This window comes from Alcanivorax borkumensis SK2 (genome assembly GCF_000009365.1).
GTDB classification, from domain to species: Bacteria; Pseudomonadota; Gammaproteobacteria; order Pseudomonadales; family Alcanivoracaceae; genus Alcanivorax; species Alcanivorax borkumensis.
Genome location: NC_008260.1, coordinates 2,159,915 through 2,182,032 on the forward strand (window position 1 = coordinate 2,159,915; position 22,118 = coordinate 2,182,032).

Annotated in this window: 20 protein-coding genes and 1 riboswitch; of the genes, 13 read left to right on the forward strand and 7 right to left on the reverse strand. The window is 54.9% G+C overall.

The window, feature by feature from the left end:
- The first annotated feature begins 11 nt into the window (after positions 1 to 11).
- From ABO_RS09715 to uca, 7 genes are all read left to right on the forward strand, one after another.
- Positions 12 to 788, forward strand: coding sequence for a dienelactone hydrolase family protein (locus ABO_RS09715; protein WP_011589165.1), 777 nt, complete (start codon positions 12 to 14; stop codon positions 786 to 788).
- A gap of 236 nt (positions 789 to 1,024) precedes the next feature.
- Positions 1,025 to 1,164, forward strand: a riboswitch (guanidine-I (ykkC/yxkD leader).
- A gap of 56 nt (positions 1,165 to 1,220) precedes the next feature.
- Positions 1,221 to 2,285, forward strand: a complete 1,065-nt coding sequence (locus ABO_RS09720) for a putative urea ABC transporter substrate-binding protein (protein ID WP_011589166.1) — start codon at positions 1,221 to 1,223, stop codon at positions 2,283 to 2,285.
- Between the two features lie 91 nt (positions 2,286 to 2,376).
- Positions 2,377 to 3,195 carry an ABC transporter permease gene (locus ABO_RS09725; protein ID WP_035461344.1) on the forward strand — a complete coding sequence of 273 codons (819 nt, stop codon included), beginning with the start codon at positions 2,377 to 2,379 and terminating at the stop codon, positions 3,193 to 3,195.
- A gap of 12 nt (positions 3,196 to 3,207) precedes the next feature.
- Positions 3,208 to 3,999, forward strand: coding sequence for an ATP-binding cassette domain-containing protein (locus tag ABO_RS09730; RefSeq protein ID WP_011589168.1), 792 nt, complete (start codon positions 3,208 to 3,210; stop codon positions 3,997 to 3,999).
- 18 nt (positions 4,000 to 4,017) lie between these two features.
- Positions 4,018 to 4,734: an urea amidolyase associated protein UAAP1 gene (locus ABO_RS09735; RefSeq protein WP_011589169.1), complete on the forward strand. Its 717-nt coding sequence runs from the start codon at positions 4,018 to 4,020 to the stop codon at positions 4,732 to 4,734.
- 41 nt (positions 4,735 to 4,775) lie between these two features.
- Positions 4,776 to 5,417 carry an urea amidolyase associated protein UAAP2 gene (locus ABO_RS09740; protein ID WP_011589170.1) on the forward strand — a complete coding sequence of 214 codons (642 nt, stop codon included), beginning with the start codon at positions 4,776 to 4,778 and terminating at the stop codon, positions 5,415 to 5,417.
- 100 nt (positions 5,418 to 5,517) lie between these two features.
- Positions 5,518 to 9,105: an urea carboxylase gene (uca, locus tag ABO_RS09745; RefSeq protein WP_011589171.1), complete on the forward strand. Its 3,588-nt coding sequence runs from the start codon at positions 5,518 to 5,520 to the stop codon at positions 9,103 to 9,105.
- A 525-nt stretch (positions 9,106 to 9,630) separates the two neighbouring features.
- Here uca and ABO_RS14275 read toward each other — a convergent pair.
- Both ABO_RS14275 and ABO_RS09750 read right to left on the reverse strand, forming a co-directional pair.
- Positions 9,631 to 9,828, reverse strand: coding sequence for a DUF1272 domain-containing protein (locus ABO_RS14275; protein ID WP_332370058.1), 198 nt, complete (start codon positions 9,826 to 9,828; stop codon positions 9,631 to 9,633).
- Between the two features lie 8 nt (positions 9,829 to 9,836).
- Entirely contained in the window at positions 9,837 to 10,016 is a 180-nt protein-coding gene (locus tag ABO_RS09750; protein WP_035461419.1) for a hypothetical protein, read from the reverse strand.
- 226 nt (positions 10,017 to 10,242) lie between these two features.
- On the opposite strand from ABO_RS09750, the gene rapA reads away from it, so the two are divergent.
- The 3 genes from rapA (at position 10,243) to ABO_RS09765 (ending at position 14,458) form a co-directional block, all read left to right on the forward strand.
- Positions 10,243 to 13,152 carry an RNA polymerase-associated protein RapA gene (rapA, locus tag ABO_RS09755; RefSeq protein ID WP_011589173.1) on the forward strand — a complete coding sequence of 970 codons (2,910 nt, stop codon included), beginning with the start codon at positions 10,243 to 10,245 and terminating at the stop codon, positions 13,150 to 13,152.
- Between the two features lie 2 nt (positions 13,153 to 13,154).
- Positions 13,155 to 13,823: an alpha/beta hydrolase gene (locus ABO_RS09760; protein ID WP_011589174.1), complete on the forward strand. Its 669-nt coding sequence runs from the start codon at positions 13,155 to 13,157 to the stop codon at positions 13,821 to 13,823.
- A gap of 182 nt (positions 13,824 to 14,005) precedes the next feature.
- Positions 14,006 to 14,458 (forward strand): hypothetical protein, encoded by a 453-nt coding sequence (locus tag ABO_RS09765; RefSeq protein WP_011589175.1) that lies wholly within the window; start codon positions 14,006 to 14,008, stop codon positions 14,456 to 14,458.
- 145 nt (positions 14,459 to 14,603) lie between these two features.
- Here the strand turns inward: ABO_RS09765 and ABO_RS09770 are convergent, their stop codons facing one another.
- The 4 genes from ABO_RS09770 to coxB are packed head-to-tail and all read right to left on the reverse strand — an operon-like array spanning position 14,604 to position 18,942.
- Positions 14,604 to 15,485, reverse strand: coding sequence for a cytochrome c oxidase subunit 3 (locus ABO_RS09770; protein WP_011589176.1), 882 nt, complete (start codon positions 15,483 to 15,485; stop codon positions 14,604 to 14,606).
- 28 nt (positions 15,486 to 15,513) lie between these two features.
- Positions 15,514 to 16,089 carry a cytochrome c oxidase assembly protein gene (locus ABO_RS09775; RefSeq protein WP_011589177.1) on the reverse strand — a complete coding sequence of 192 codons (576 nt, stop codon included), beginning with the start codon at positions 16,087 to 16,089 and terminating at the stop codon, positions 15,514 to 15,516.
- Between the two features lie 22 nt (positions 16,090 to 16,111).
- On the reverse strand, positions 16,112 to 17,719 hold the full coding sequence (gene ctaD, locus ABO_RS09780; RefSeq protein ID WP_011589178.1) for a cytochrome c oxidase subunit I: 1,608 nt from the start codon (positions 17,717 to 17,719) through the stop codon (positions 16,112 to 16,114).
- A 14-nt stretch (positions 17,720 to 17,733) separates the two neighbouring features.
- Entirely contained in the window at positions 17,734 to 18,942 is a 1,209-nt protein-coding gene (gene coxB, locus ABO_RS09785; RefSeq protein WP_011589179.1) for a cytochrome c oxidase subunit II, read from the reverse strand.
- A gap of 397 nt (positions 18,943 to 19,339) precedes the next feature.
- Between coxB and ABO_RS09790 the strand changes: the two genes are divergently transcribed.
- Positions 19,340 to 19,678: a DUF1820 family protein gene (locus ABO_RS09790; RefSeq protein ID WP_011589180.1), complete on the forward strand. Its 339-nt coding sequence runs from the start codon at positions 19,340 to 19,342 to the stop codon at positions 19,676 to 19,678.
- Positions 19,679 to 20,243: 565 nt separating this feature from the next.
- Here ABO_RS09790 and ABO_RS09795 read toward each other — a convergent pair.
- Positions 20,244 to 20,516, reverse strand: coding sequence for a twin transmembrane helix small protein (locus tag ABO_RS09795; RefSeq protein WP_011589181.1), 273 nt, complete (start codon positions 20,514 to 20,516; stop codon positions 20,244 to 20,246).
- A 226-nt stretch (positions 20,517 to 20,742) separates the two neighbouring features.
- On the opposite strand from ABO_RS09795, the gene ABO_RS09800 reads away from it, so the two are divergent.
- Positions 20,743 to 21,495, forward strand: coding sequence for an SURF1 family protein (locus tag ABO_RS09800; RefSeq protein WP_011589182.1), 753 nt, complete (start codon positions 20,743 to 20,745; stop codon positions 21,493 to 21,495).
- Complete coding sequence (locus tag ABO_RS09805; protein WP_011589183.1) at positions 21,495 to 22,109, forward strand: hypothetical protein; 615 nt, start codon at positions 21,495 to 21,497, stop codon at positions 22,107 to 22,109. Before ABO_RS09800 ends, ABO_RS09805 begins: the two co-directional genes overlap by 1 nt.
- Positions 22,110 to 22,118: the final 9 nt, after the last annotated feature.

Here is a 22,118-nt window from a genome sequence, read left to right on the forward strand (position 1 = left end):
AGGACAGGTCTATGAAACGGCTCATCTTACTCGCATCCCTTATCTTTGCCGGCCAAACCGGCTACACCGACATCATTGAAACCGAAGTTACCCTGCCTGACGGCCTAGGTAAGGGCGTCATGTACCTCAATGATCGCCAGAAAGACCCGGGCCCCGGAGTCATTGTAGTGCACGAATGGTGGGGCTTGGATGACTATGCCCGTAACCGCGCGCACATGTTGGCGGAAGCGGGTTACACCGCTTTTGCGGTAGATATGTACGGCACCGGCAAAGTTGCCAGCCATCCGAAAGATGCGAAAAGTTTTATGGAAACCGCATTATCAAACCCGGAAACCATGAATGCCCGCTTTCAGGCTGCTCGCACCCTGATGCTCAAACAGCAGCAAGTTGAGCCAGGGCGCCTGTTTGCCATCGGCTACTGTTTTGGTGGCGCAGTGGTGCTGGAACAGGCCCGCCGGGGTACTGATTTGGCCGGCGTAGCCAGCTTCCATGGCAGCCTGGGCACCGAGAACCCGGCAAAATCCGGCGAGCTGAAAGCACGGGTTCTAGTCGCTACAGGGCAGGCTGACCCCATGGTGCCCGCAAAACAAGTAAGTGGTTTTGTCAGCGAGATGACCGCTGCCGGAGCCGATTTCCAATTACTGAGTTTCCCGGAGGCCAAGCACGGCTTCACTAACCCCGGGGCCGATGCTGCCGGTGAGCGATTCGAAATGCCCCTGGCCTACAGCGCTCATGCGGATCAGGTGAGCTGGGAGGCACTGATCGACTTCCTGGAACAGCCGGAGTAACCCGCACCACCCGAGCGCAAAGACGCGCGCCATGCACCATGCCGGCACACTTCATCGCGCCGGCATGGTATCCCCAATTCTGCTCCCCTCCCCCTAATTTCCAATGCCAAGCCGTGCCTTGTGCGGCAGACACGGCCTTTTCGTCTTTCCTGATTCAGGTTGGCACTTCCTTTGCTTTATTACGGGTAGAGGAATCGAATGGCTTTGTTGCCATCAAGCACTCAACACAATCTGCACCAATAGAAAGCTAGGGTTCCGATCGGCTACGCCAGCAGCCGATGCCTGGTCCGAGAGCCTTCGACCTTCTTGGCGCCGATAGATTGGCAGCAGCATCTACCGGCAGGGGGTTACACGGCGGGACAAAAGCCCGGGAGGACACGATGACAGCAGTGTCATTGGATTCCTCTTCGTCCGTAGCCAAGGAGGTCCGACATGACCCGTTCCCTATGCAAAATAGCTGCAGCTGCAGCACTCGTTCTGTTTACCACGCTCACACCTGTTACTGCACTGGCCAAAGATTCTTTTAGCGTCTGCTGGTCTATCTACGTGGGCTGGATGCCATGGGACTATGGCGCCCAGCAAAAGATCGTCGACAAGTGGGCAGCCAAATACGACATCACCATCGATGTGGTTCAGATCAACGACTATGTGGAATCCATCAACCAGTACACTGCCGGTGCCTACGACGGCTGCGCCATGACCAACATGGATGCCCTGACCATTCCCGCCGCCGGGGGTGTGGACTCTACTGCCCTGATTGTGGGGGATTTTTCCAACGGTAACGATGGCGTGGTGCTCAAGGGCACTGACACGCTAGCCAACATCAAGGGCCAGGATGTAAATCTGGTAGAACTGTCCGTTTCTCACTACTTGTTGGCCCGCGCACTCGACACTGTCAACTTAAGCGAAAAGGACCTGACCGTGGTGAACACCTCCGACGCCGACATGGTGGCCGCCTTCACTACCAAGGGGGTCACTGCTGTGGCCACCTGGAATCCCCTACTCAGCGAAATCACCGCCATGCCGGACAGCCACAAGGTCTTCGACTCTTCAAAGATCCCGGGCGAAATCATCGACCTGATGGTGGTCAACACCGAGACCCTCAAAGCCAACCCGAACTTCGGTAAGGCACTCACCGGTGCGTGGTATGAAATCATGGCCACCATGTCCGCCGATGACGATGCCGGCAAGGCTGCCCGCACCTTCATGGCCAAAGCGTCCGGCACCGATCTAGCCGGATACGACGCTCAGCTGGCGTCAACCCGCATGTTCTACAAGGCCAGCGAAGCGGTGACGTTCGTCAACAGCCCCGAGCTGAAAGACACCATGCAGAAAGTGGCGGAGTTTTCATTCGATCACGGCCTGCTCGGGGAAGGCGCTCCGGACGCCGGCTTCGTCGGTATCGAAACCCCGGTTGGCGTATTCGGTAGCGAAAGCAATGTGCAGCTGCGCTTTATCGCCGATTACATGGCCATGGCCGCCGACGGGAAGCTGTAACACCTGAAGGCTCAGGTCGAGGCCGGACAGAGTTAGCTTTTTTCGGCGTCGACCATTGCACTAGCTCCGACACTTACCAGTGGGAACCCCCATGAAGAAACTGATCAACAGACAGCCCAGCAGGGCAGCAAGCTGGGCATTGGGGCTACTTCCCTTTGCACTGCTGATTGTCGTTTACATGTTGGCATCAGATGCACGTCTTGCCGACAATCCAAACGACAAACTCCTGCCTGCACTGGACAGTTTTGTTCAGGCCATTAATCGCATGGCATTCGAGCCCAGCAAACGCAGCGGTGAGTACCTGCTTCTCGCCGATACCCTGGCCAGCCTGCAACGTTTGGCTATCGGTGTAGCCATCAGCGCCCTGGTCGCCATTATCGTGGGCATTGGCAACGGCAGCATCCCCCTGATCCGCTCCACATTTTCACCGCTGGTCACAGGGTTGTCGCTGGTTCCCCCCATGGCCATGCTGCCGGTGCTGTTCATCATTTTCGGGCTGGGCGAACTGGCCAAGGTGATGCTCATTATCATCGGTATCACGCCCTTCATGATTCGTGACCTGCAACAGCGGGCGATGGAAATTCCTGCAGAACAAATCATCAAGCTGCAGACGTTAGGCGCCAATACTTGGCAGATCATCACCCGGCTGGTGTGGCCGCAACTGATGCCACGGCTAATCAGCGCAGTGCGTTTGTCGCTAGGCCCCGCCTGGCTTTTCCTGATCGCCGCCGAAGCCATCGCTGCCACCGAAGGGCTGGGCTACCGGATCTTCTTGGTACGTCGCTACCTGTCCATGGATGTGATTCTGCCCTACGTGGTGTGGATCACTCTGTTGGCCTTCGCAATAGACTTAATTCTCAGCCGCTATTCGCAATGGCGCCACCCTTGGTTCCACCAGAAAGGCCATTAAGGAGCGTGCACCATGGCGATTATCGAAATGAAAAATCTGTGGAAAGAATACGGTGAACAAGTCGTGCTGGAACGGCTGAACGCCACTGTGGAAGAAGGCGAATTCGTCACCATTGTCGGCGCCTCTGGCTGCGGCAAGACCACCTTCCTGAAACTTCTGCTCGGCACCGAACAAGCCACCCGAGGCGAGCTGCTGCTGGATGGTCAGCGGCTGCCGGCGGAGCCGGACGAAAGCCGTGGCATCGTGTTCCAACGCTACTCGGTGCTCAATCACCTGACCTCTTTGGAAAACGTGATGCTGGGCGGCGAATTGCAGAGCAACCGCTGGCTGGGCATCAGCTTCGGCAAGACACGCCGCCAACTTCGTAAGGATGCCTTGAAAATGCTCGAATCCGTGGGCCTTGGCCAGGCGGTCGACAAGTACCCCCACGAGCTTTCCGGCGGTATGCAGCAGCGTCTTGCACTTGCCCAGGCTCTGATCAAAAAGCCACGTATCCTGCTGCTGGACGAACCTTTTGGCGCCCTGGACCCGGGCATTCGTGCCGACATGCACACGCTGGTGCTGACACTCTGGAAAGAGCAAAAGCTGACCGTGTTCATGATCACCCACGACATTACTGAAGGCTTCTATCTGGGTACACGATTGTGGGTATTCGACAAGCCTCGGCTGGACCCGCAGGCCCCCGACGCCTACGGCGCCCGGGTGACCTACGACCTGCCGGTGGGCGACTGCCAGAGCGGCACCCTCAGCGACATCAACCAGAACGTGGGGCGTACCAGCCGCGTTCTCAACGACACTTTGTAAGACGACAAGGACTTCATCATGAGCGAAAGCCTTTACACCACCACCCTGCCCGGCAGTGCCCACTGGTCCCTGCGCGTACGCCGCGGTATGCAACTGCGTCTCACCGACCCGCAAGGCGGCGCCAATCTCTCAATGCTGATGTACAACCCGGAGATGCCGCTGGAGCGCTATAACGCGCCAGATAGCCTCAAGGGGCAGCACACCTTCAAGCTCACCAAAGGAAATTGCCTGTACTCCGACATGGGCCGTGTCTTCGCCTCCATCGTGGAGGATGAATTTGGCTGGCACGACACCGTGTGCGGCACCCTTAGCGAAAAAGCCCTGCAAGAAAAATATGCCGTGCGTTCCTACCAGGACTGCCACAACCAGTGGACCTTGAGCGGGGAGCACTGCTTCCTCACCGAACTGGCCAAATACGGCCTTACCGAACGGGATATGGCAGCCAATCTGAATCTGTTTTCCAAAGTCGCCGCCGATAACGACGGCAAGCTGGTATTCGATCCATCTGCGGCAAGAGCCGGTGCACACGTCACCCTGCGTTTCGAAATGGACACCCTGGTGATAATGCACACCTGCCCGCATCCACTGAATCCGGCCGAAGACTACCCCATCAAGCCAGTACAAATTGAGATGCTGAAAGCTGCCCCTGTAGCGGACGATGACTACTGCAAAAATGCCCGCCCTGAAAACGGCCGCGCCTTTGAAAACAATCGCCTGTATCACTTGGGCCTGTAATTTTCAGTAAAAGCGCTGTTTGAGGCGCCAAGGAAAGACCCATGATCAAAGAAAGCCAACGTCAACCGGAGCAGGCCTTCTTCCGTGAAGAAGTGGCGGCCGGCGACTATTTCATCCGTATCATCAAGAAAGGCCAGACTGTTCGCCTGCTGGATCTGGAGGGCAACCAGGCTGCCGACACCCTGTTCTACAATGCGGCAGATCCTGCTGAGCGTTACAGCGCCGTGGATACCATCCGTGAACAGGGCAATGTGTATCTCACCGCCGGCACCGTACTGATGAGCAACCGCATGAACCCGTTGCTAAAAATCGTTGCCGATACCTGTGGTCGCCACGACACGCTGGGCGGCGCTTGCGCCACCGAAAGCAATACCGTGCGTTACAGTCTGGAAAAGCGCTGCATGCATGCCTGTCGTGACAGCTGGATGCTGGCCATTAACCAGCACCCGGAATTCCATCTTGCCAAGCAGGATATCACCCACAACATCAACTTCTTTATGAATGTGCCGGTGACGGCCGAAGGCGGCCTGACCTTTGAAGACGGCATTTCTGCCCCGGGTAAATACGTTGAACTGACCGCCTGCATGGATACGCTGATCCTCATTTCCAACTGTCCTCAGTTGAACAATCCCTGCAACGGTTACAACCCGACACCCATTGACGTTCTTATCTGGAACGACTGAGCACCGACCAATTTCCCTGGGGACGACCCCGGCGGCCAAGGCTATAAAGACGGGACGGCCCGTCATCTGTCCCAGAGACAGCCCGACAAGAGAAAAAGTCATGTTCAACAAGGTTTTGATTGCCAATCGCGGTGCCATTGCCACCCGCGTTACCCGTACCCTCCAATCCCTGGGCATCACTTCCATAGCGGTTTTTGCCGAGGCCGACCGCGATTCCCTGCACGTACGTTACGCCGATAAAGCCTTCTGCCTAGGGGAAGGCAATGCCCAGGATACCTATCTGAATCAGGATAAGCTGTTTGCCCTCATGGAAGAACATGGCGTAGAAGCCGTGCACCCCGGTTACGGTTTTCTCAGTGAAAACCCGGACTTTGTGAAGGGCTGTGAAGCCCGCGGCATTGCCTTTATTGGCCCAACGCCCGAACAAATGGACACCTTCGGCCTCAAGCACACCGCTCGTGCCCTGGCAGAAAAAAACGATGTTCCTCTACTGCCAGGTACCGGCCTGCTGAATGATAAAGAGGCAGCACTGAAAGCGGCTGAAAAAATCCGTTATCCGGTCATGCTGAAGAGCACAGCCGGCGGTGGCGGCATCGGCATGCAAATCTGTGACAATGCAGAAAACCTAGACAAGGCTTGGGATAGCGTGCGCCGCCTCAGCGCCAACAATTTTTCCAATGATGGCGTCTTTATAGAAAAATATATCGCCCGCGCCCGTCACATTGAAGTCCAGGTATTCGGTGATGGCAAAGGCCAAGCCGTTACCCTCGGTGAACGCGACTGTTCCGCCCAGCGTCGCCACCAGAAAGTGTTGGAAGAAACACCGGCCCCCAACCTGCCCGATCATGTTCGCCATGAACTGCACGATACTGCACGCACGCTTATGCAAGCGGTGCATTACCGCAATGCCGGCACAGTGGAATTCATTCTCGATCAGGACACCAACACTTTCTACTTTCTGGAAGTGAATACCCGCCTGCAGGTGGAACACGGTGTCACCGAACAGATTTTCGGCGTGGATCTGGTGGAGTGGATGATCAAACTGGCCGCTGGCGAGCTGCCCGCACTGAACTCACTCGGCCCCTTTACTCCCAATGGTCACGCCATTCAGGCGCGGATCTATGCCGAGGACCCGGCCAAGGATTTCCAACCCAGCGCCGGCCTGCTGACTGCTGTCACCTTTCCTGAAGCAGATGGGCAAGCATTGCGTATTGATCACTGGGTGGAAGCCGGGCTTACCGTTTCTCCCCTGTTCGATCCCATGCTAGCCAAGGTCATCATTCATCAAGCCGATCGCGATAGCGCACTGAACGCACTGGCGCAGACCCTGGATGGCATCACCCTGGAAGGTATTGAGACCAACCGGGAATATGTTCGCACCATTCTGGCCAACCCGGTATTTGCGCAAGGGCGAATGACCACCCGCTACCTCAATGATTTCCGTTACCGACCTTTTACCGTAGATGTACTGGCCGGCGGCACCATGACCACAGTACAGGATTACCCTGGCCGGAGTGGCTACTGGCCCGTGGGCGTGCCCCCTTCAGGACCTTTTGACAACCTCAGCTTCCGTCTCGGTAACCGCCTGCTGGGCAACGACGAAGCCGCCGCCGGACTGGAATTCACGCTTAACGGCCCAACGCTGAAATTCAACCAGGCCACCCGCATAGCCCTTACTGGCGCGGACATGCAGGCCTCTCTGGATAGCCGTCCGGTCCCCCCTTATCAGGTCATCCAGGTACAACCAGGTCAGGTGCTAAAACTGGGCAAAGTAAGCGGCGAAGGCGCTCGCGCCTATCTTGCTATTGCCAGCGGCATCCAGTGCACCCCCTATCTGGGCTCACGCAGTACTTTTACCCTCGGCCAGTTCGGTGGTCACGGTGGCCGCGCCCTGCGCACCGGCGATGTGCTGCACTTTTCTGAAGATACAGGCATAACAGCCCGCGTGGAGGTGCCGGCAAGCTTGAAGCCCGAGCTTGGCAAAGCCTGGACCCTGCGGGTGATCTATGGCCCCCATGGCGCCCCGGACTTTTTTACCGACGACGACATGGCCATGTTTTTCTCCACGGACTGGCAAGTGCATTACAACTCCAGCCGGACCGGTATCCGCCTAGTGGGCCCCAAACCAAACTGGGCACGCAGTGATGGTGGCGAGGCCGGCATGCACCCTTCCAACATTCACGACAATGCTTATGCAGTGGGCACAGTGGACTTCACGGGCGACATGCCGGTCATCCTCGGCCCGGACGGGCCGTCACTGGGTGGCTTTGTCTGCCCCGCCACTGTGGTACTGGCCGACCGCTGGAAGCTGGGCCAACTAAAAGCCGGCGATACCCTACGTTTTGAAGCCATCAGCCTGGACGATGCGGATACACTTGCCGCCGAACAAGACCACTGCGTGTCCTCACTCGTTGAGCCGGCTAAACGGGTAAAAAGTGCTGTCATTACCACACCGGTGCTTAATACCCTTAGCAAACAAGAAGCCGGCGTAGACGTGGTTTACCGCGCCGCTGGAGACCGTTATCTACTGGTGGAATACGGCCCCCTAGTGCTGGATCTGCGCCTCCGATTTCGCGCCCATGCGCTCATGCTGTGGCTTGAACAGCAAAAACTCCCCGGCATTATTGAACTGACGCCCGGTATCCGCTCCTTGCAGATCCATTTCAATCCACAGGTTCTTACTCGCCAGCAACTGCTCAAAGACCTAGCCGGTGCCGAACATGCCCTACAGCAGCAGGATGATCTGGAAGTCCCTTCGCGCATCGTACATATCCCGCTAAGCTGGGATGACCAAGCCTGTCATCAAGCCATCGAAAAATACATCCAGTCGGTGCGCAAGGATGCCCCCTGGTGCCCGTCTAATCTGGAATTTATCCGTCGCATCAACGGGCTGGACAGCATTGATGCTGTAAAAAATATTCTGTTCAGCGCCAGCTACGTGGTGATGGGGTTGGGTGATGTCTACCTGGGTGCGCCAGTGGCTACCCCCTACGACCCCCGCCATCGTCTGGTCACCACCAAGTACAACCCCGCCCGTACCTGGACGGCAGAAAACTCCGTGGGCATCGGCGGCGCTTACCTGTGTGTGTACGGCATGGAAGGCCCCGGCGGTTATCAGTTTGTCGGCCGCACCCTGCAGATGTGGAACCGTTACCGCAAAACACGAGTATTCAACCAGCCCTGGCTACTGCGTTTCTTCGACCAGATTCGCTTTTACGAGGTAAGCCACGAAGAACTTAACCAGATTCGCCGAGATTTCCCCAAGGGGGATTACCCGCTGAAGGTGGAAGAAACGACCTTCAGCCTCAGTGCTTACCAGCAGTTCCTGGACGACAACCAACAGGATATTGCCACCTTCACCGACGTCCGCAATCAGGCCTTTGATGAAGAACTGCAACGCTGGGTGGACAGTGGCCAGATCAATTTCCAGTCCGAGCAGAATCTAGAGGCAGACAATGGAGCCGAAGAAGTGGATGGCACTCCAGTGGAATCCCCTGTAGCAGGCAACATTTGGAAACTGAACGTGTCCGAAGGCGACCACGTGCAAAAAGGTGACGTGGTGGCTGTGCTTGAATCCATGAAGATGGAAATCGAAATCTACGCCCCGGGCTCAGGAAACGTCATCACTGTTTCCCGCCAGGAAGGTCAGCAGATCAATGCGGGGCAAGCGATCATGGTGCTGGATTGAAAGCCTGTTAAAGAGACTCTGAAAAACTGCAGCCTCTTGATCTGTCCAGAAAGGCCATAACAATATCGCCACCGTTGCTGTTATTGCGATAGCAAGGATGCTTGGATTCATGCCCTACGTATTTTTTCGCGATAGTAGGCGCTCGGAAATGAATGCAAAACGAGGGCTATGAACACGCCTTATTATCTGTGTCGTTGATGCCAATCGACAGTGCGGTTCTCCCCTGCCGCACCGAGGGCGGGCCTAGCGGAATTGCTCGGCATGGCCCCAACGTCCTGGCATTCAACAATACAGATTGCACTCGCGCGCTGATGAACGCCCCAGCCCATTCAGCGCTACCGGCATTTGAGTGAGCAACGCCACCTTCTTTGAAACCCGCCGCCTGTAACACCTGAGCTAATGGCGGGTAGAAACTCGCCCTCTCCCCTAACGCCGTCACCCACACCTCTAACCCGTTAGCACTCTCTGGCTGCCACTCATTCACCGGCAAGTTATACGCTTAAACTTCCCGCAAGCGCCCTTTCTTCAAGGGCTGTCATTGCTGGCCTTCTGCCGGCGGGGCCGCTTTACCAATTCCCCTAGATAATTCGGACATCGGCAAGCATGAATGGTGCAGCAATCGACACAAAAGGTGCATTCGTAGGAGCAAATATACGCTTGCTCATCGGCGGCCAAGGTGCACTGACATATTTCACAGCTAGATCGCATTTCAAGCATGCACATTTACCCGATTAGTGCGTCTTCACTTTTTCTTTTCCGCAGCGCTCACAACGGTATACCGTCACCAGTTTTCCTTGCTTCACATCAAACTGCTTTTCCTTACAGATCAACCACCTGTGGAACCCGTGCTGGCACATGCCTCTATTCGGCGTTTTCTTTTGCGGTTTCTTGAACGGCAGAATATCGCCCATTCGCTCATCACCGTGAGATCCAATCGTCGCTAGAGCATACCGCAAATTTTGCTTGCCCGTTTTCGATTGGCCAACATAAATACCGCCGCCCAACGGGCAACAAACCCCCGATCAGTCGATCGTTAGGCTCATGGCTGTACCGTTGCCCATGAAATCGGATTCACCCATCGAAGGGGGGCGTACAAACCCGTATAATTCGCCTCCCAAGTAATCACCGGCAGCAACAATGACTGACTTTATTCCCGGCCAGCGCTGGCTGAGCGAATCCGAAACTGAGCTGGGCCTAGGCATCATCAAGGAATTGGATTACCGACTGGTCACCGTGGAATACCCGGCGGTAGAGGAAGAACGCACCTACGCAAAGAACAATGCCCCCTTGTCCAGGGTCACCTTTGACAGCGGCGATACCATTCGCACCGCCGATGAAATGGAGCTAGTGGTCACCGACGTTAACGAGCTTAATGGACTCAAGATCTACATGGCCCACCCCAAGGACGGCAGCCCGGAGGATATCCAGCCGGTACCTGAGACCAATCTTGGCCATACCCTACGACTGACCGCAGCCTTAGACCGCCTGTTATCCAACCAGCTTTCCTCCAACCGCTGGTTCGAGCTGCGTATTGATTCACTCAATGCCCATTGCCGCCAACAGCAATCTGCCATTAAAGGGCTACGGGGCCCTCGCATTGATCTGATTGGTCATCAGCTATACATCGCTGACCAAGTGGCTAATCGCTTTGCCCCCCGGGTTTTGCTTGCCGACGAAGTCGGCTTGGGAAAAACTATTGAAGCAGGGCTGATCCTGCATCAACAGTTGCTCACTGGTCGTGCCAAACGAGTGCTGGTGGTCGTACCATCGCCCCTGGTCCACCAATGGTTTGTGGAAATGGTGCGCCGTTTCAATCTGCATTTTTCCATTTTTGATGCTGAACGCCTGAACGCTCTGCAGCCAGAAACCAGTATCAAAGACATGCTGGCGCAGATTATTGAAGAGGAAAACTCCCCGAACGACGGCGCTGACGAAGCGGCCAGCAATCTCAGCGCCGCCAGCGGTGACGACAATCCCTTCCTCAGTGAACAGCTGATTTTGTGCAGCACGGACTTTCTAAGCGAGTGCGACATTGAGCAACTGGCAGCTGCCGATTGGGACTTGCTGGTGGTCGACGAAGCTCACCACCTGGAATGGTCAGCACAACAGGCCAGCGACGATTACCAGCGCGTGGAAACCATTGCCAAGCAAGCCCGAGGCCTACTGCTGCTTACCGCTACCCCGGAACAGCTCGGTCTTGAAAGCCACTATGCTCGATTACGCCTGCTCGACCCGGAACGCTACCCCAGCCTAGAGGCTTTCAAGGAAGAACAAGCCCATTATCAAGACGTGGCAGCGCTGGCCGGCCGACTGCACGATGAATCCAAATGGGATGAGGCACTCAAGCAGGAAGCCGTGGCCCTACTACCAGACATGGACATTGACGAAAGCAACCGCGAAGCGATTCAAGCAGAACTGCTGGATCGCTCAGGCCCCGGCCGCGTCATGTTCCGTAACACCCGCCACAACATTGCCGGCTTCCCGGCACGTCACGTACACGGCATCCCTCTTACGCTGCCAGACGAGTACAAATACGACAGCGACGAAGAAATTGACGGCCATTTGCACCCGGAAACCCTGTTCCACGATGATCGTTGGTGCACCTTGGACCCTCGCGTCACTTGGCTGGAAAACTTTTTTAAACAGCATCGCCACGACAAGGTACTGGTGATCTGTGCTAGCAAGAATACCGCCACCGACCTGCATGCCCACTGCAACTACAAGCTAGGCATGAACGTGGCCATGTTCCATGAAGATATGGACCTGATCGAACGCGACCGGGCCGCCGCTTTCTTTGCCGACGACTTTGATGGCGCCCAAGCACTGATTTGCTCGGAGATCGGCTCTGAAGGCCGTAACTTCCAGTTCGCTCATCATCTAGTCCTGCTGGATTTACCCCTAAACCCTGATCTGCTCGAACAGCGTATCGGCCGCTTGGACCGTATCGGCCAAACCGACGACATCCAGATTCACGTGCCCTACTTCGAGCAACACGCTCAGGAAGTACTGTTCCGCTGGTACCACGAGGGCATGAACGCGTTCGAGCACACCAACCCGGCTGGCCACGATATTTACCTGCGGAGCCGCGACGCACTAGAGCCTCTGCTTACCGGTGACCCGGAATACACTGCCATCGAAGCACTGGTGGACGATACACGCGCCATTACCACCGAGCTACACACACTGCTTGAAACCGGGCGTGACCGCCTGCTGGAGCTGAGCTCATTTGATGGTGAGCGCGCAGAAACCCTGATCTCCGATTTGATTGCCGCAGATGAGGACAGCCCACTGCCTTTCATGCAACGCATCTTTGATCGTTATGGTGTCGAACAGGAAGATCACTCCGATACCGCAGTGATACTCAAACCCGGCCCCCACATGCGTGATGCCTTTCCCTCCCTGCCAGAAGAAGGGGTCACCATGACCGATAACCGTGCCACCGCATTGGCACGGGACGACATGCAGTTTCTCACCTGGGAGCACCCCATGGTTACTGGCAGCTTGGAAATGATGCTCACTGAGCATCGTGGTAAAGCGGCTGTTAGCCTGCTGAAAAACCCCAAAATCAAAGCCGGCACACTGCTTATCGAAGCTATTTACACCGTAGATGCTGTCGCCCCGAAACATCTTCAGGCAGATCGCTTTTTACCCACCACGGTGATCCGTCACCTTCTTGATGCCAATGGCAAAAATATCAGCCAGGCGATCAGTCACGACGGTTTAAGCCAGCAATGCCACAAAATGGATAAGCCGCTGAGCCGCAAAATTGTCGGCAGCCAAAAGGCCTTGCTGGAAAAACTGCTCAAAGCCGATGACATTAGCGCCAGTCAGGAGGCAGAAAGTATCATCACCGCTGCCCAGCAAAAAATGCGCGAGAAACAGGCCCATGAGCTGGCTCGCCTTAAAGCGCTGCAAGCCAAAAACCCGGCGGTAAGGCACGCAGAAATCGACGCACTGGAAGACCAAACCCAGGCGCTGGAAAAATGCCTCGACGAAGCCCGTTGTCAGCTTGAAGCCGTACGCATCATTGTCGCGGGAGGAGATTAACCATGAGCGAGCTATTACGTTTTGTTGAAATCGAACCCGCCACAGAAGCCACCGCCAGCGTTATCTGGCTGCACGGCCTAGGTGCCAGTGGCCACGATTTCGAACCTATTGTGCCTGAGCTGCAGCTGCCGGCAGATTTAGCCGTACGGTTTGTGTTTCCTCACGCACCGCAAATCCCCGTTACCGTCAATGGCGGCATGGTCATGCCTGCCTGGTACGATATTCTCGCCATGGATATCGATCGCAAAGTTGACGAGGCAGGAGTACTGGCATCTGCCAGAGCGGTGGAGATGCTAATCGAGCGAGAAATCGCCCGAGGCATCCCCAGCAAACGGATCATCATCGCCGGTTTTTCTCAGGGTGGCGCCGTTGCCTATCAAGCCGCTTTGCGCTACCCCAAACCCCTTGCCGGCCTGCTCACCCTGTCCACCTATATGGCCATGCCGGTAATACCCAGCGATGCCAACGCCACACTGCCGGTTATGATTTGCCACGGCAGCATGGATCCGGTGGTTCCTGAGCAATTAGGCCAACGAGCCGCAGCCACCCTGAGTGAGCTGGGTTACTCACCACAATACAAAAGCTATCCTATGGAGCACATGGTCTGCCTAGAGCAAATTCGGGATATTGGCCAATGGCTGAATGAACGGCTAATGCCGCCTAACCAATGACGAATTCATAAGTAAAACACAGCTTCAAATCTGTCGCAGACAGACCAGTAAAGAGGCGAGTACTTGGCGTCTGCGACGCCTTCCAGCTTCTGAGCTTTAACCGTTTTTGATGATCCCTACGCGTTTTTTGCACATTCCATCGCCATACTGGTACCCATACTCTTTCGACAAAGGGGACCCATATGAAAACGGCTTCCGTCTTTACTCTTACTGCCCTGCTTGGCCTTAGCGCAATTTCCACTTTTGCCGAAGCTCGCCCGCCTTGGGAGAATGGCCAGCGCGATACTCGCACTCATGTTCAGTTGGTGGATAACCGCCGTGATTATTCCGAATATCGCTACAGCTCTCGCGAGCGTGAGGTCCTTCGTCAACGTTTGAGCCAGCGTGAGTTTGACGCCCTGCCTCCTGGCTTGCAGAAGAAAATGGCCCGAGGCGGCGAGTTGCCGCCAGGTTGGCAAAAGAAACTGCAGAAAGGCCAATACCTTCCCGACACGCTCTACTACAACAGCGAGCGATTACCTTCATACAGCGGCATTCGTCATATTGACGGTGTCAGCGACGTCATCATCGATAATGAGGTGGTTCGGGTGATTGATGCGACTCAGACAATCATTGATGTATTCGGGCTTCGTTGAGGTCCACTCAGGTAAATGCCGTCTCGTCGTCCGAAACGCCGATGCCCTGAATACAGCATTAAACTTTCAAACAAAAAAGCCGCGCTTCTTTCGAAGCGCGGCTTTTTACGTGTTACTTATCGCGTGGCGCGTGCAGCGCCGCCGATTACAACCAATACACCGTAATAAACAAGAACAACCACACCACGTCCACAAAGTGCCAATACCAGGCACCGGCTTCCCAGGCAAAGTTATTCTCTTCATCAAAGTGGCCCTTGATCACACGCAGCAAGGTCACGAATAAGAAGATGGTACCGATGGTTACGTGCGCACCATGGAACCCAGTGAGCAGGAAGAACAGGCTGCCGTAGATACCCGCATCCAACGTCAATCCGAGCTCGGTATAAGCATGAATATATTCTTCCACCTGCAAGAACAGGAAGATCACACCGAGGATCACTGTAGCCGCCTGGAAGGCAATCACAGTGCCACGCTTGCCTTCTAACAAGGCGTGGTGAGCGATTGTCAGGGTTACAGAGGACACCAACAGGATAGCCGTGTTGATCGCTGGCAAGCCCCATGCGCCCATGGCTTGTGTGGTATCACCCGCAGGGGTCACAGTCAGCGGCCACATGGCTTGAAAGTTCGGCCATAGCAGTTCGTGGGTCATGGCGTTGCTGCCTTCCCCAGACAACCAAGGCAGGATCAGCCAACGGGTGTAGAACATAGCGCCAAAGAAGGCCGCAAAGAACATTACCTCAGAAAAGATAAACCACAGCATGCCCTGACGGTAGGAACCGCCCAACTGATTGCTGTGCAGGCCACCGACGGACTCCTTAATAGTGTCACGCCACCACAGGGCGATCACTACCAGCAACCAGGTCAGGCCTAGGAAGAATAGCGGTTTACCAATGAAGCTAGGCTCCATATCCGCCATGGTGCTCTGCTGAATAAAATGCGCACCGCCGATAGCGGTCATGAACAAACCTATGGAAGCCGTCAACGGCCAAGGGCTGCTCTCTGGAACGTAGTATTTTTCAGTAGCCATTAAAAAATCTCCTCTACAACCGGCTGTTCTAGTTCACAGCCACGCTGTTGTTTTTACCGGCGACCCGCTCTGTCACATCGAAGATCGTGTATGACAGAGTGAATTGATTAATGTGACTGGGAATTTCTGGATCCAGATAAAAAATCATCGGCATATCCTTGCGCTCACCCGCTAGCAGCGTCTGCTGATCGAAGCAGAAACACTGGGTCTTATGCAGGTATCGAGCCGCTTCCCCCGGTGTTACTGACGGGATGCTTTGGGTAATCATATCCGATGAAGTCGGGTTGCTTGCAAAAAAATGCACCAGTGTAATTTCCCCCGGATGCACCTTTACTCGCTTGGTCTCAGAAGAGAACTCTCCACTGATCCCACCCCCCTTCTGGGTAATAAATTCCACTGTCACAGTGCGGTCTGCCACCACATTTTCTGGCACTTGAGTGGCAGCAGTACTGGATGTTTTTCCATTCAGCCCGGTGACATCACAGATAACGTTATAAAAGGGCACCATAAGGAAAGCGAAGCCAAACATGGCCACCGCCCAGATCAACAGCTTTTTCAGCGTGCGCTTATTGCGCTGTTCAACACTGAGCTGCTCGTCGCCCATGGTGCTCCTCCGTCAGTTTCTGTTACTTCACCACCGGCGGGGTCTCAAAGGTATGGAACGGCGCCGGAGACGGCACTTCCCATTCCAGACCTTCCGCACCTTCCCATGGTTTAGCCGGGGCTTTCTCGCCTTTCTTCAGGGCACACAGCACAGCCACCGCCAAGAAAAACAGCTGCGACAAGCCGAACCAGAAGCCACCAATGGAAATCCAGAAGTTGTAGTCCGCAAACTGCAGCGCGTAGTCAGCGTAACGACGCGGCATACCCGCCAAGCCCACAAAGTGCATGGGGAAGAACAGCAGGTTGGCGGAAATCAAGGAGTTCCAAAAGTGTAGTTCACCCAGGGTTTTGTTAGGCATGATGCCAGACCACTTCGGCAGCCAATAATAGGCAGCAGCGTAAATGGAGAAGATCGCGCCAGTCACCAATACGTAGTGGAAATGCGCCACCACGAAATAGGTATCATGATACTGGAAGTCTACCGGGGTAATCGCCAGCATCAAACCGGACAGACCGCCGCAGGTAAACAACACCACAAAGGCAATCGCCCACTTCATTGGCAGTTCGAAGGTCATAGATCCGCGCCACATGGTGGCCACCCAGTTGAACACCTTCACGCCGGTAGGCACAGAGATCAACATGGTCATGTACATGAAGAATAAGGTGCCCGCCAACGGCATACCTACAGTGAACATGTGGTGGGCCCATACCACGAAGGACAACAGGGCAATGGACGCGGTGGCGTACACCATGGAGGCGTAACCGAACAACGGCTTGCGAGCAAACGCCGGAATGATCGCTGACACGATACCGAAGCTCGGCAGGATCATGATGTACACTTCAGGATGCCCGAAGAACCAAAACACGTGCTGGAATAATACTGGATCACCACCACCGGCAGCATCGAAGAAGCTGGTTCCGAAATGACGGTCCGTCAGCATCATGGTTACCGCACCGGCCAGAACTGGAATGACCGCGATCAGCAGGAAGGCAGTGATTAGCCAAGTCCATACGAACAGCGGCATCTTCATCAATGTCATGCCAGGGGCACGCATATTGAAGACCGTTACCACCACGTTGATAGCACCCATGATGGAGGAGATACCCATCATGTGAACCGACAGAATGAACAAATCGGTGGACGCCGGCCCGTACTTGGTGGACAACGGCGCGTAGAAGGTCCAGCCAAAGTTCGGAGCGCTAGGATTGCCGGCACCGAACGCACTCAACACCACTGAACCAATCAGAATGGTGAAAGCGAAAGGCAGAATCCAGAAAGACCAGTTATTCATCCGCGGTAGCGCCATATCTGGCGCACCAATCATCAAGGGAATCATCCAGTTAGCTAAGCCAACAGTGGCAGGCATCACCGCGCCAAATACCATGGCCAAGCCGTGCACGGTGGTCAGCTGATTGAAGAACTCCGGATCCACGAACTGCATGCCGGGCTCGAGTAGCTCGGCACGAATCACCATGGCCAAGAAACCGCCGGACAGGAACATGGCGAAGCTGAACCACAGGTACAAGGTACCGATATCTTTGTGGTTGGTGCTGAACAGCCAACGTTTCAGGCCGGTCGGGGCGTGGTGGTGATCGTGATGATCATCATGGGTTGCAGCTGCAGTAGACATTGCTATCCCCTCCCTTATTCGTGGTCGTTAACGTCGGCGGGCTGAATCAGATCGCCGGTATCGTTGCCGAAAGCGTTACGCTCATAGGTGATCACCGCCGCAATCTGGCGAGGTGTCAGTTGAGCCTTGAAGCTGGGCATGGCAGCACGGCCATTCACCAACACGTCGATATGCTCGTTCAGGTGCTCGTTATTGGTGGCAAACTCTGTACCAGCAAATGCCAAGCCGATACCGCCTTCACCATTAGCACCGTGACACATTGCACAGGCACCAGCATAAACTTGCTTACCTTCTTCCATCGCCTGATCGATATCAGCAAACGGTGTCAGGTCGGGCCCAGAAGCGGCTTTTTCTTTCTCTTCAGCAATCCAAGCCTTGAATTCGTCCTGGGTTACTACCTCTACGGCAATCGGCATAAAGGCGTGGTTCTTACCACACAACTCAGCACACTGGCCGTAGTAAGTGCCTTCTTTGCCTTCCGGAACCAAAGCCCAGGTCTCGTTAACGAAACCTGGAATTGCATCTTTCTTGCCGCCGAAGTCCGGCACCCAAAAAGAATGGATTACGTCATCAGAAGTCACCAAGAAACGCACTTTTTGGCCAGACGGGATAAGCAGTTTGTTATCCACTTCCAAGTTGTAGTTGTGGTCTTTCTCAGGAGCCTCTTTACCGACCAGCTCCTTCGCTGTGCCGTAAGGAAACAGGCCACCGGAAAGAACCGGGTTGTTGTACTGTTCCGGCGGCGTAGCCAGGTTAGAGAAGAAAGAGACTCCGATATCGTTGTCATCTTCGTACGTCAAATACTCGTAGCTCCACTTCCAGCGATAACCGGTTACCTTCACCGTCAGTTCAGATTCAGCGGTGTCATCCAGCTGAACCAGCACCCGGGTGGCCGGTACGGCCATGGCAATCAGGATGACAAAGGGAATCACTGTCCACAGCACTTCGAAAAACACGTTTTCATGGAAAGTGGAAGGATTTGGGTTTTTGGATCGACGGTGGCGAATCATCGAGAACAGAATCAGGCCACAGACCATAAGACCGATAACGGTCACGATCCAGAGAACGGTGGTGTGAAGATCTTGAACGTCCTGGCTGGCCTGGGTTACCCCGGGTCGCAGGTCGAGATCGGAACGTTCGGTCCAGTCGCTAGCGAAGGTCATGCCACTGATCATCAGTGACGTAAGACCAACCGCTGCGCGGTGGAACAGAGTTGACTGCATGCGTTTGCTCCCTGTTTTCCCCAGCGCTACCCCATTACAGGCACGCTTGTTCTTTGCCGTTACCGGCGCCTGGAAAGCGAGTTTCAGGATTGATGCAGCGAAACGGTCACCAGACCTTCCCCATTGACATACTCGACCAAGGGGGCGGCCGTTTAGCGTGTCACATAGGAGGCAAAACCCAATAAAATCAAATAGCTATTTGCCGCCATAGTAACTTCATTGAATTGCCGGAGGTGTGGCAAATTGTCCCACTGCATTTATGGGCGCCAACTTTAGTCATTCGCATTGCCAAAGTCCAGCCGAAAGGTCGGGTTTATCAAGCCCTTCAAGCAGGTACGAAAGTCGCACTCTATGCTACACTTCGGCTCTATTTTCCTAGTTAGCGTCTCTTTCTACCATGCCCAAACGACGACCCATCTACCGCGTCATATTCCAGAGCCAAGCACAAACCTACGAAATTTATGCCTCAGAGATATACCAAAGCGACCTGCATGGCTTTATCGAGGTGGAGGAGTTTCTGTTCGATGAGCGCAGCGGTGTAGTGGTCGATCCATCGGAAGAAAAGCTTAAGAGCGAATTTTCAGGGGTTTTGCGGTCATACATCCCCATGCATACGGTGATCCGTATTGATGAAGTAGAAAAAGAAGGCGTAGGCAAAATCACCGAATCACGCGGTGAAGCGCGTAGCAACAACGTTTCCCCGTTCCCCATGCCTCCTAGCCCATCCAAAGACTGAGTCCAGCACCTACACCCGGAGAAAAACACAGTCCCCCTTAAAAAAGAAGGGCGCCGGCTTGACCGAGCGCCCCGAGGGTTGCCTGATATTACTTAAGAGGAGAAAACATATTTTGCCTACTGAATTAGTCCGCAGGCTGATTCAAAGGTTCCCGGAGAAGCAAAAAAAATCAACCGTTTAACCGACGCCCCCCCCCTGCAAAGGTGGTTACGCGCCACGGGAGCGTACAAGAGAAAGCCCTGTACGAATGCGTCGCACAAACAACATGGCCTGTTCAGGCCGTGCGATCATGCGAACAAAACCAACGCAAACGGGGCCATCCAGTCCACTGCCGTCTCTTTACCTTGGCCACCACCATAGCCTGAATGGGGTGAGCGCAATCTGAATAAAAAGAGAAGTGCATCCGTGCTCCTTGGCCATCCTTACTGGCCCTTCTCCTCCTACTCACTCAAGGTGAGCCCACTGTATCCGAGCCCCCCTGACTATCTTCGTTCCATGGGCTGCAGCCTTTTTACTGGCCTTTTACAAGGCAAGCAGCGCTTCACGGCACCATTTCGCTGCAGCCTTACTCTCCTGGGTTTTGCGAAGGCTGACCGCTGGGCTGAATCGGCTCACCGTAACGCAGAGTCGGGTTCACATCGTGAGGCCGCACCCAGCCCATATGCATGCTAAGCAAAATAAACAAAAATACCGTCACCGAAAAACCCACACGCCAAGCCAGGGCTCGCATGGTCTTACCTTCTTTTCCCTGCCCTTTCACCAAAGACATGAGCGCGCGGCCCAGAGAGATCACTGCCGCAAGCAACAAAATCACAACAATCAGCTTTACCCACCACATACTCGTTATCTCCTTAAACACATCAAAGCTTAAATAAGCACACAAAGGGGACTTTCTCGCAGGCAGATGAAAAGCCCGGCCAGCTATGTACAATGTGCCGCCATTGTCAGGCAGGCATTGTAATGGCCTAGCCTGACTGTGCACACACTATCGACAAAGCAAGGCGACAACATAAAACAGCAATCCCCGTTTCGCCGCGCTACTGCTGTCACGAGGGCAGACAACCATGCCTCATTCTTACCGCCGCGCACCTTGGGTCGCACTCATAGCGACCCTTATTGTGGCCGCAAGCTGCTTGCGACTGGCCTTTTGGCAGCTGGAACGCGCTGAAGAAAAACGCCTGTGGCTAACAGAACAGAACGAACGGGCCACCCTACCACCCGCCGACCTGCCCACCCTGCTAGCTGATACTGACCCTATGCACCGTCGCATCACTATCACCGGTCACTTCGACAACGCCCACAACGTGCTCCTAGATAACCGTACCCTCAACGGCGTGGCCGGTTATCACCTGTTGACTCCTTTTGAAACCCGAGAGGGCCGCTGGGTATTAATTAACCGGGGTTGGCTAGCGAGAGGAAACGACCGCGCCACACTACCAACGATCGTCCCCATTGAGGGAAACCAAACCGTCCACGGAACGGCTTATCGCCCCTCCCGGGACGTTTTTGTGCTCAAGGACATGCCATTGCCCAACAATCAGTGGCCATTGCGCGTACAAAAAGTGGATTTTGACGCTATTGGAGAACGACTTGGGGTAGAATTACCGCCCTTTGAAATCCGGGTTACTCCGGAACTGGCGCTGGGCAACAATGTACCACTGCCCCGGCACTGGCAGGACGTGACCGTAATGGGCCCGGAACGACACAAGGCCTATGCGCTGCAATGGTTCGCACTGGCGCTGGCCGCTCTGCTGATATATGTTGCCGCCGCACTCCGAAACAGGCGTAAAGCACGCAAGACGCGAGAGGAATTGTAATGTCTCCACGGACCAAGAACATTGCCACCCTAGCGGCAATCATTGCTCCTTTTATCCTGTTTTTTTTGGCCGGACGCTTTCTGATAAACCCCGCGGAGCTGTCGAAGGTCAACAAAGGGCAACTATTGATCCCGCATATCGATATGGCGGCTCTACATGCCACCGATAGCGAACAGCAGCCCTATGACCGCGATGATATGAGCAACCAGTGGACACTGCTTTATGTGGCCGGTGAAGGTTGTGACACGCGCTGTAAAAACGGGCTCTATTATCAAGTAAAACAGGTACGACTCGCGCTAGGGGAAGATACTCAGCGTGTGCGCAGGGTGATTCTCCATACCGCTCCCGCCAATACCGAATTACAAACCTTCCTTACCGATAAAGTCGATGGCATGGTTTCCATTCATGCCTCTGCTGCTGATGTTAAGCGGGCTCTGGCACCGGTATACGCCCCCGAGCCCAGTCACCCCATTGGCGATATTTTTTTGGTCAGCCCGGACGGCCAAATCTTCATGCGTTACCCCTCGCACGAAAACATGGATGCCACCCTCGAAGAGGCGGAGAACATCCGCGTCGATCTCAAACGGACCCTTAAAGGGTCACTGATCGGTTAAGCAGGCCCT